Here is an 8,438-nt window from a genome sequence, read left to right on the forward strand (position 1 = left end):
CGAAGATTTCAGATGTATGGGGATTGATCCCTTCCGCTCGCGATGGCGGGGAATGTTCATGCAATTTCTTGGACTTCGACATGCCTTCTCCGTTCCCGCTGGCGGAGGTCTTCCGGTCAGCGTGGTTGTGATGATTTCGGCTTGTTTATGCTTGCCGCCGGACCATCCCGGCGACGGCTATCAAAGAAGCACAGTTGGTCAGAAAAGCAATAGGGATCGTCTCAGCCGACACCTCTAGTTCTTTGATTCAGCTTCAACTTTACCAGTTTCAGCGACGCTCGGTGCCTGAAGAACTCCGATCGGAATCCTAAAGAAGCGGGGCGTGGAAAAGTATCCGGAAGTGTGTTCAAGAATTTCGAATTCTTCAGAAAGAAACGCTCGTACGGGGGCGCCGACGCCAAAAGCGAGGGCTGAAGGATTCGACTTTAAAGGACTGAGTCCTGCCAAAACCGCGAGCGCGCTCTTCCGGCCACCACCGCAAGAGTGCTGAGAGCCGCCTCAGTGAGCGGACGGACGTATTCGCAATGCCTTCATGAGGCCCCCCATCATGGAGCGTTGGTTTTTGCAGACGTGGCCATATGTTCCTGGTTTGTTCGATCTGTCAAGGGTCAACCGGTATTATAGTACCGGTCCGTTGCCACCCGGCGGGGACCCGGGATACGGTTTGATTCGAGATTCCAGTGGCGGACAGGACGATGACCGACGACAAGGGCTACGAGATACATGGCGTTCCGGTCTGGTACCATCCGTATCGTCTCGACAAGTGGTTCGGGCTGGATGACGTCCAGCGGGCTAACCTACGAGAGCGAATACGACAGGAACAGGCCGCGGCGGGAGCGGATAAATCCGACGAGGCCATTGAGAAGCTTTACAAGGCCGCCGAGTATGTCGATCGGCGAAAGCGTGGCAGCGATTTCTCAAAAGGGTATCTGCAGCGGATCAGGAACCACCATATCGACAACGGTGGCATCGTCTTCGACATGGAGCGTATCGGGCCGCACCTGGAAGCTACCTGGAGTGATGGGATCACCCTTCGGAACGTCATGCCGTGGCGGACGTCCATCTATGTGCACATTGGCGAGACACTCGAATACGACCATGACAATCCAGCCTCTTTGATCGAGGGCTTCTACGTCACGCATTCCGACAGTCCGACCCGAGGCTGGCTCTTGACCTTCGTCACCAACTATCCCACGTGGGACCGTCGGGAACACGAGATGCCGAGCGTAACGCGGGCTAATTTCGACCGCTTCCTTGCGTTCACTATCCCAGAAGACGCAGACGTCGCCAAGCTCAACTACAAGAAGCTGGACATCATCGGAGACAAGACGCTCGCAAGGCAGGTGAACCGCTGGCACCTCGCGAGACTTGCGACCAACGCAATGCTCTATCTCTCAAGGGCAAAACCGGACGTTCGTGGTTCGATGTCAATGCTGGCATCCGACACCGAAGGCACGAAGAAGACGGAGGTCTTCGAGTGTGGCAGCGACGAGATCGACTGGGACATCGATTGGTCGAACGCGACGCTGACACCGGGGCGGTGGATTGTGGACGATCCCGGCAGGGAGGGCGGCTTCATGGTGACGCGTTGGGTTCCGCCGAAGACCATAAGACCACAGGAGCGCGAGCGGTTTCTGCAGGAAGGCGGCAAGGTGTTGGAGTTCAAGGCAAGAAAGCCGAAAAAATGAACGGCTATATTCGGCAGGGCATCGTAGCTGCGTCGATCCTGCGGTGAATTAGGGACACCAGCGAAAACAGGTCTTCGGCGTCTGCTTTCGACATCGCCCAATTCACCTTGGCGGCATGTGCGGTCGTATTACGGAACATACCGAAAGTGCCTTTCAGCAAGTTCGCAAACCCCTTCTGTTCACTTTTCTCGCTTTCGGTCACAAGAGCATTGACGGCAAGCATCGGTGGATTCCCCGCAAAAGCGTGATCGACCAGGCCACCGCCATCATCCGTCAGCCCGGTCCGCTGCCTGATTTTCTCGGCAACGCTCTTCACCGCTTCCAAGACCGCGTGAAAATAATTGTCGGCCAACAACTCCTCGCGGCAGAACTTGAGTACATCGGGGTGGACGCCGCGAGAAACGAGATCCTTGCGAAGTTCCTGCGCCCGGCGTGTGGCCTCGCTCAGCGTCTTGGCTTCCGATGTCGATACGAGGGTGCCAGCGTCATCAACCGCCAGGCCACTGAAAGCAAGGGCGCGGTTCAGGTGCGCCCGCATAGGTTCGAAGCGATGAGGTTCGCGGGAAAACCGCGCAGGCTTCATTGCCTTTCGGATGAAGCCGATAATCCGCGAGCGGTCTCGCCTTTTGTTCTGGTCGTGAGCGAACGCATTGAACAGCCGCTTCCGCTTGGTCATTGTCGGATCAGTGTCCGTGATCTCGGTCATGGACAACAGGTGGCCGATCTCGGTGCCGGTCAGACCATCCCCAGTGTCGCCGAGGGCATCGGCAATTGCTTCAAGTTGAGACTGTTCAAATACCGCCAAGCGCAGACGTTCCCCTTATGCAACCGCGTCATAGTATTGGTGACAACCGGAGATGCAACGGATTGCGAGTTTGCACACTCCACTACCCACAACGAAAAAGTCCCGCGGGTGGATCGGCTTCCAAGGAGGATGTCCTTGAAATACGGTCGGACCTTCAGTGCAGGACACAAGAAGCGCGTCGAAGCGATTGGTAGGCACGTTTTCCTGGAGGAGGGGAAAGAACCGGCGGACGCCCAAGGGCAAAAGACCGAAGGCTCGCCGGATCCTTTCTACGAAGCTGATCGCACAGTTCCCGGTGTGGTTGTCTTTGACTGCGGTCAGATGACCTGCCGCCGATATTCTCTGGTCCAGCAGATGCCCCAATTCTTCCGCGAGCTGCGGACCGCAAGGCGGCCGTCGCCACTTCGTGCTTATGGTCGACTACTTGCCTTTGCCTAAGGCAATGTACTTGATGGCCTTGGATTTGGTGGCAGCCGTCTGGTTAGCCGTCTTCGCCACGGCGACAAGGGATTCGAACTTTTTCGGGTCGCCGACCTTGTTCACCAGTTCCAGCACGACCGACGAGTCAGCGCGCACATTCGCTATCTCGAGCAGGGACTGCGTGCGGCGCAGATAGCGGTACTGTCCCACCGTTCCCTTGTAGAGTCCCATCGCCAGCAGATATTCGAACTCGGCGCCTTTGGTCTTGAAGGACGGGAACGGCCAGTTCGGCAGCAACGAATTGAGATAGCCGACCATTGCCGAGCTCGAGGCCTGGCTGGCTGCAGAAGCCTCTGCGGCATCGTTCTTGGTTTGACGATCCGTGAGCGTGCCATCATACGAGCGGATGTCCCACGCCTTCGTGCAGTCCCCGCAATCAAGCTCGTAGGTTTCCGACATCCGGGACCATGGATTGTCAGGCGTCTCGATAATGCGCTGAACGTGTCCTTTGCCACAAGGGCAGGCGGCTAGGTTGAAGGTATCGGTTTCCCAGGTGCCCATTTGACTTCTCTCCATAAAGGTCCAGACGAATCTCGCGGTCGATCAGATTGCTGCTACGCGCACGGTATTCTGCACATATATGTCGCCAAGCGGCGAGATCTTCATACCCAAAGTCCTATTCACACCAAAGAATTCGCCCCTCGCGAACCCAGAAGTGAGATCTGCATCCTGATTTCCGCCAGACTGACGGGTGAAGCGACGGCTCTCCGGCCTTGTTGACGCTGACATCCCAGCGCGGCCGGGCCTCCCTTAGGATCATCAACTCGATCCTGTCTCCGCATCCGCACGGGCATCGCATGCCGACACTCCAATCATCGCCGTCGTCTCGCGTGAGAACAAGGTCTCGCGCGGGCAGATCGGACGGAAGCGTGTCGCCATCAATGACCAGCAATCGGCGGGAAGGGCCGTACTTGCCCCACAGTCTCCGGAACCAGCGAGTAATCCTCATGCGGCAACCTTCCTTGGCTTGCGAAACAGCGGCAGCCCAAGGAGCGGCTCGGCGGCCCCACGACCAAGCAGCGCGCTCTCGGCCCGGTCAAAGTCGTCCTCCGCGTAATGATCCTCATCGCAGGCCGCGAGGCTGAACGAGACCCGGGCGTAGTTGCGGTTCGGCTCCTGCCGATAAGGGTAGGCGCGAGCAATGAACTCGTTCACCATTGCAGCTGAGGCCCTCATGTTGAGGGTGATCACCGACGGCGCCTCTTCGAGGATGCCCTTGATGTAGCCTGCAGCCAGCTCATCCCGGTATGCGTCCGGATCCGTCCGCTGCAGGTACTCGGCCCGCAAGCTTTCCTGCGTATACACGCCACGATCGAAAAGCGTCGAACCGCCGGGCTGAATGTAGTCGATCCGCCCGCTGACATCGGCGATGGCAACCTTACCGTCATCGAGGAACGTCGGGATCGTAACGCCGACGTCGAAGAGCGGGATGAGAAATGCCGATGCGATCAGGTCGGCGTATTGGCGACCTTCCTTGCTGTCCACGCAGCAGAAGATGACATCGCATTGGCCAACAGCCTCGATTGCCTCCCGGGTGCCAATGGTGTCGCAGATGTCGGCGGCAACGCCGTCACCGCGATGTTCGGCAATGGCAGCGGAAAACATCTCGGCCTTCGAACGACCCCGTTCGGCGTCGGCGGAAGTCGCATTGAGGATGCGGTTGAGGTTCTTCTTTTCGATCTTGTCGGGGTCGACCAGGGTAACAGACCCGAAGCCAAGGCGCGCAACCTGCTCGGCGGAAATAGACCCCGTTCCAGATACGCCGATCACGGCCGCGGCCAGTCGAGAGAGTTCCTCGGTCATCGAACCCGTGAAGGCAAGTGGCCGACCAGCCGGGACGCCGTTGACGATACGATCGTTCCACCAGTAGCTGATGTCGTCGCCGGCGACCGTCACCAGATCAACGGGCTGCGAGGTCATGTCGGGAGCGTACAGGCGAGCACGAACCGCCCCCTCGGGAGTCATGATCGCCGAGCCGTGGCATGCGCCGAAGGCTTCGAACAAACCGGGGATCACCCGCGCATCGCTTTCGTTGTCGATATGCGAGAACTGCAGCCAGCCGCCCGGATGGGAATGAAGCAGGATGACGACGAGTCGTTCAGGTTCGGCAATATCGATAGCGTCTTCGATGTAGGCGCCCGGCCACACGATGGCATCCGGCGCGCGAACCGGACAGGCATCGTGCGGCACAAGCAGGGCCTGACGGACAATAAGACGCTGGCGGGGTCCGGGCGAGGGCGCGCAGATCAGGATCGCAGCGGCTTCATTGCCGTCGGACAGCAGGTGAGCTTTCAGCATGGCGTGGGTGACGCCAGTCATAGCTAGAGTGCGTTCCGGCATCATTCGTCGACCTCCTGAAGAAGAGAGGATTCGACCAGTGCAAGGTGGGTGACGACGTTGTCACGCTGAGGATTCCACGGGACGACATTGCCGCGGTGACGTGACCAGCGCTGGAAGGACAAGCCAATGATGCTCTGCAGCGCCTCGGTCGCAGGGATAGCTGCTCCATTGGCCCGCTGCAGAGGCGGATACGCATAGAACATGTCGATCTGCGCCTGTGGGTAGGTGGGCGGGATCATCAGAGCGAGCGTCGTAGCCGTGACTGTGTAACCTGCAGGAACCGGATAGTCGTGGATGATCAGCCAGCGGTGGCCGTCACTGTTGCGGGTCTCCCAGCGAAGGCCAAGATCGTCCAGATAGCACTCGTCCGCTTCCAGAAGGGCGAAGTCACGGGAAGGCGCAGTGCGCGCCTCGCCGTTGCTCACATCCTTTGCCGTCAGGCGGATCTTCTCGATCCCCTGAGCGCGGAGGTCGATCTCGTCGCCAACAGAGAGCTGACGCTTCGGCTGCCCTGCGACCTTCAGGATGATGATCCAGGCGTTCGGATCGAATCCGGCGCGGGTAAGGGCATCGACCACGGAAATGACAGGCGTGGCGGAGACGATCTTCTTGCCCTGCACGTTCAGTTCCCAGACTTCGGGCTTCCGGCTGCGGAACTGTTCGATACCGTCCTTCTTGATCTTGATGATGTCGCCATCTTCGACCAGGCGGTCAGGCTCGTCCGCGCGCTCGAGATAGATGGAGCGGTCCGCGGCGATACGTCCGAGCTTGCGGACGACGGCGCCAGAGATCTCGTCGGAGGGCCAATCGAGGCCTTCGCCTTCGATCGCAATGCGGTTGCTGCCGTCGCTTGCCGCAACGATGAACTTCGTACCCTTGCCGAGGTCGGCTTCTTCCTGGGCACGAAGCTCTTCGAAGTCGCCGTCGTCACGCCACTGCAGGACGTACGGATACTGATCCGCAACGAACCCCGCGGCCTTCGCGATCTTGCCACCGGTAGGCGTGTGGGTATCCACTTCAAAAGCGTGGAAGTTGAGGTCCAGGCCCGCGATTTCGACGGTGGTGTTCTTGCCGCGGTCCGTTTCCTGATGTTCGATAGTCATAGTCAATGATTCCTGATTGATGGAGTTGTGGGAGGACAGGTCGTCCACTCTGTTTGCGCGCGGCACTGACGATTCCGACATGAAAAAAAGTTTGTCGGAATCTGCGTTCCCGTGCGCAAGCAGAGTGAGGATCAAGGAGGAGATCGACACATGGCGAAGAAAATGCGGAGGAGCAGGTGGATCAGCCTGACGACGAATATCACTCTCCGGACGAAGCAATCGCAGCGTTCCGGCAGCTCTCCAACGAAGAGCAACGCAACCTCGTAGCGTCGGCACGCGCTTGCCTGGCGGGTTCAGGTTTTGCGACGCCGAATGAGCTCATCAGCGAAGCCTATGTCAGGATCGCCGAAGGGCGCCGGAAATGGCGTACGAGCAAGACCTTCATTCAGTTCCTTAAAGGGGTGGTGCGAAGCCTTGCCTCCGACGGAGACTTTCTTCCCGAGGAGAGAAAGCTCGTGCGCCGCAACAAGGGCTCGGCTATCGTCACCTCCGAGCAACTCGACACGATAACCATCGAAGAGGACGATGGCGAACTGGCCGAGAAGATCAGGAACGAGCAGGTGCTTTCGGCCCTGGAGGCGCGGTTCTCGGGAGATGAGCAGATGGAACTGCTCATGATGGGGATCCGGGATAATTTGATTGGAAAGGACTTGCAGGAGGCGATCGGGGTCGACGCCAAGCGCCTAGAGGCGCTGCGCACCCGGTTCAACCGCGAGCTCAAGAAACAGGCCGCCGTGTTCGGCGCGAAGGAAGGACAGTCGTGATGAGCGACAAGAAGAAGGACGCTTTGGATAGCCTTATCGACTTCATTTTCTCGGATGACACGCCTGTCAGCCCCGAAGATGAAGAAGATCTGGTTATATTCAAAGACGCGATTCAGCAGGCGGAGGCAAGACTTGCGAAGTCGCGCTTGGAGCGCGCTCGAGCTGGCGCCTTTTCGAGCAACATGTCCAGCAACGTAAGCAATATTGATAAGGAACGTGCGAAGCGTCGCTACGATCGTGCGAAGGCTGGCGATGCTACTGCAGGTCTCACTCTGGCTGCTCGTTTTGGTGATGGCTCAATGGACGGTGATCTCGAAGCAATTCTTGAAGATCTCGCCGAGCTTGAAGACGAAGACAAAAATAATGATGAGAATTGATCCGCTTCCTACAAACTTGTCCCCTGATGCCCTCCTTCGCTCTCTCGGTATCACAGAACCTCGCGATATCGATGTTGAAGCAATCGCCTATTATGTTGGGCTTCGAGTAAAGCGGCGTTGCCTTAAGTGCTGTGAGGCGATGATCACGGGCCTTGGAAATAAAGGCATCATCTCAGTCAATCCAGGCGGCATGCCTCAGCGAGAGCGGTTCTCGATTGCCCATGAACTCGGTCACTGGGCTCGTCATCGCGGCGAGACTGTCGCGTGTCGCGCAACGGACATCGGCAAGTTCTCGAAGACGAACGAAGTGGAGCGGGCGGCGGATCAATATGCCGCCGACCTGCTTATGCCGTGGCCGATGTTCAAGGCTGAATGCCGTCAGTACCGTCGGCTCGACCTGAAGGCATTGAAGGCGGTTGCTGGCGTATTCAACACTAGTCAGACGGCCACGCTCATCCGGATGATCGACAGCGGCGTCTATCCCACCGCGATCATGATCAGCCACGGCACGGGAGGACGGAAGTGGCATAAATCGGCTGCCGGGATACCAGGATATTGGTTTCCTAAGGCCGACCTCGATGCCGAGAGCTTTGCATTCGAACTTCTGCACAATCCGGCTTCTCGCGACGAGGGCTTCCCGCGGAAGATCGGTGCCGACGCATGGTTTGAAAACTGGGCTGCCGAAAAATACGAAATAACCGAGCAGTCGTTCCGGATCCCCGGAGAAGGGGTCATCACTATCCTCAACCTCGATCCGAATATGCTAGGTTGAGCGCATAGACGTCGGACAGCCGGATCCAGTACGATGACGTCCCAGGGAGTGGTGTAGCAGGGTAGCGGTGGTCACCAGTGTTTTCCGGTAGGGTCGGGTTGTTCAAGAC

At 58.3% G+C, this 8,438-nt stretch carries 9 protein-coding genes; 4 read left to right on the forward strand and 5 right to left on the reverse strand.

Features of this window, described 5'->3' with window-relative positions:
* Nucleotides 1-695: 695 nt before the first annotated feature.
* Complete coding sequence (locus ACPYOP_RS28985) at nucleotides 696-1,688, forward strand: hypothetical protein (RefSeq protein ID WP_481413701.1); 993 nt, start codon at nucleotides 696-698, stop codon at nucleotides 1,686-1,688.
* Nucleotides 1,689-1,692: 4 nt separating this feature from the next.
* Here ACPYOP_RS28985 and ACPYOP_RS28990 read toward each other — a convergent pair whose 3' ends face one another.
* The 5 genes from ACPYOP_RS28990 to ACPYOP_RS29010 all read right to left on the reverse strand — a co-directional run bounded on the left by ACPYOP_RS28990 (nucleotide 1,693) and on the right by ACPYOP_RS29010 (nucleotide 6,464).
* Nucleotides 1,693-2,493: a TIGR02391 family protein gene (locus tag ACPYOP_RS28990; RefSeq protein WP_481413702.1), complete on the reverse strand. Its 801-nt coding sequence runs from the start codon at nucleotides 2,491-2,493 to the stop codon at nucleotides 1,693-1,695.
* Nucleotides 2,494-2,913: 420 nt separating this feature from the next.
* Nucleotides 2,914-3,474, reverse strand: coding sequence for a hypothetical protein (locus ACPYOP_RS28995; RefSeq protein WP_481413703.1), 561 nt, complete (start codon nucleotides 3,472-3,474; stop codon nucleotides 2,914-2,916).
* Between the two features lie 115 nt (nucleotides 3,475-3,589).
* Nucleotides 3,590-3,922 (reverse strand): ubiquitination-like system serine protease family protein, encoded by a 333-nt coding sequence (locus ACPYOP_RS29000; RefSeq protein WP_481413704.1) that lies wholly within the window; start codon nucleotides 3,920-3,922, stop codon nucleotides 3,590-3,592.
* Nucleotides 3,919-5,316, reverse strand: a complete 1,398-nt coding sequence (locus ACPYOP_RS29005) for a ThiF family adenylyltransferase (RefSeq protein WP_481413705.1) — start codon at nucleotides 5,314-5,316, stop codon at nucleotides 3,919-3,921. Before ACPYOP_RS29005 ends, ACPYOP_RS29000 begins: the two co-directional genes overlap by 4 nt.
* Nucleotides 5,313-6,464, reverse strand: coding sequence for a multiubiquitin domain-containing protein (locus tag ACPYOP_RS29010; protein WP_481413706.1), 1,152 nt, complete (start codon nucleotides 6,462-6,464; stop codon nucleotides 5,313-5,315). Before ACPYOP_RS29010 ends, ACPYOP_RS29005 begins: the two co-directional genes overlap by 4 nt.
* 128 nt (nucleotides 6,465-6,592) lie before the next feature.
* On the opposite strand from ACPYOP_RS29010, the gene ACPYOP_RS29015 reads away from it, so the two are divergent.
* From ACPYOP_RS29015 to ACPYOP_RS29025, 3 genes are read left to right on the forward strand one after another with little or no spacing between them, the layout of a single operon-like run.
* Nucleotides 6,593-7,180, forward strand: a complete 588-nt coding sequence (locus ACPYOP_RS29015; RefSeq protein WP_481413707.1) for a transposase — start codon at nucleotides 6,593-6,595, stop codon at nucleotides 7,178-7,180.
* Nucleotides 7,180-7,557, forward strand: a complete 378-nt coding sequence (locus tag ACPYOP_RS29020) for a hypothetical protein (protein WP_481413708.1) — start codon at nucleotides 7,180-7,182, stop codon at nucleotides 7,555-7,557. Before ACPYOP_RS29015 ends, ACPYOP_RS29020 begins: the two co-directional genes overlap by 1 nt.
* Entirely contained in the window at nucleotides 7,544-8,329 is a 786-nt protein-coding gene (locus ACPYOP_RS29025) for an ImmA/IrrE family metallo-endopeptidase (protein WP_481413709.1), read from the forward strand. Before ACPYOP_RS29020 ends, ACPYOP_RS29025 begins: the two co-directional genes overlap by 14 nt.
* Nucleotides 8,330-8,438: the final 109 nt, after the last annotated feature.

The sequence above is a fragment of the Rhizobium sp. KNZ2-6A genome (assembly GCF_056755475.1).

Bases quoted from the DNA above. Each gene is read 5' to 3' on its own strand.
- ACPYOP_RS29005 (WP_481413705.1), bottom strand. From the start codon at position 5,316: ATGATGCCGGAACGCACTCTAGCTATGACTGGCGTCACCCACGCCATG.
- ACPYOP_RS29025 (WP_481413709.1), top strand. From the start codon at position 7,544: ATGATGAGAATTGATCCGCTTCCTACAAACTTGTCCCCTGATGCCCTC.
- ACPYOP_RS29000 (WP_481413704.1), bottom strand. From the start codon at position 3,922: ATGAGGATTACTCGCTGGTTCCGGAGACTGTGGGGCAAGTACGGCCCT.
- ACPYOP_RS28995 (WP_481413703.1), bottom strand. From the start codon at position 3,474: ATGGGCACCTGGGAAACCGATACCTTCAACCTAGCCGCCTGCCCTTGT.
- ACPYOP_RS28985 (WP_481413701.1), top strand. From the start codon at position 696: ATGACCGACGACAAGGGCTACGAGATACATGGCGTTCCGGTCTGGTAC.
- ACPYOP_RS29020 (WP_481413708.1), top strand. From the start codon at position 7,180: ATGAGCGACAAGAAGAAGGACGCTTTGGATAGCCTTATCGACTTCATT.